Here is a 1083-nt window from a genome sequence, read left to right on the forward strand (position 1 = left end):
TTCCATTCTGATAAAATCGCTCCCATTATAATAAGTAGCGGTAATCCCGGAATGGACATACACATGATTCAATGATGTATGAAATTGATGATTCTACAATTATTAATATTGATGGTTATCAAGTTTTAACAATTGACTAAAGTAAAACATCATTAATTAGGTAATCGTAAAGTGAGGTGTTTATATGGATCAATTATCATTATTTGAAGTTGATTCCAATTTAGAAAGTACAAATGCTGCTCCCACATCATTTGAAAATAAAAAAGGTATCGCTGTAGAATACCCTCAATATTTAGTAGATACACGCAGGACAGACGAGAGAATATCTGGACTAACTTTTGTTGAGATGGAAGGTCTAAATTGGTATGTGGAAAATGAAACTGAAATCCGAGCATCTGAAGCAGCAGAATATCTAATTGCAGAATGTAAAACACCCAAGATTTATTATTCAACAGACAAATTAAAAATTTATCCATATGTTTGTATGTATATGGAATACTTACGTAAAAAGAATATTGTGGTTTTAATTGCATCTAGAGGAACATATGAGCGAATTTATAAGAACATTAAGTTTTGTTAATTTCAAAATATATATGAGGTGACAAATACATGACTTTAAATATTATGAATACTCAGTTGCAATTTCAAAGTTATTTAGAAAAACAAAGTGATTGTCGTTTGAGTATAGATAAAAACTTACTTGAATTCAATAAACCTTTTAATTCAATTGATCCTACAAATCAGTTAGGATTAACTATCTCAGATTTAATTGATCAATTTGGCCAATTAAAAAGTTTTAACGAAGTTTGTTCAGAAAAAGAAGTTTCTTATAAGCAATGGGTAGCGGCAGTTCATAATTTGAAAAAAATTAAGAATGATATTGAAAGAAAGGATAAACCTGAAACTTTGATTGAATCATTTCATTTTTATAAAGATAAGTATAAAAATGAAGCAGAGCCTATTTCTTTCGCTTTAGCAAAGGTGTTCCAGCAAGCTTTAGACCAAGATTTATCGGCAGAATTAAGTGATTTTCAAACATGGTTTAAAAAAGAATATTATAAAGATGGTGAGAAAACAGAACCG

2 protein-coding genes are annotated in these 1083 nt (G+C 29.2%); both read left to right on the forward strand.

Annotated elements, in window-relative coordinates; all coding sequences use genetic code 11:
- The first annotated feature begins 184 nt into the window (after positions 1–184).
- Positions 185–580, forward strand: coding sequence for a DUF3895 domain-containing protein (locus tag RCF13_RS02945; protein ID WP_016121728.1), 396 nt, complete (start codon positions 185–187; stop codon positions 578–580).
- Between the two features lie 29 nt (positions 581–609).
- Positions 610–1083: hypothetical protein (locus RCF13_RS02950; RefSeq protein ID WP_308140840.1), on the forward strand; the 474-nt coding region annotated here is incomplete at its 3' end.

The organism is Stenotrophomonas maltophilia group sp. RNC7 (assembly GCF_030910085.1).
GTDB lineage: Bacteria > Pseudomonadota > Gammaproteobacteria > Xanthomonadales > Xanthomonadaceae > Stenotrophomonas > Stenotrophomonas sepilia.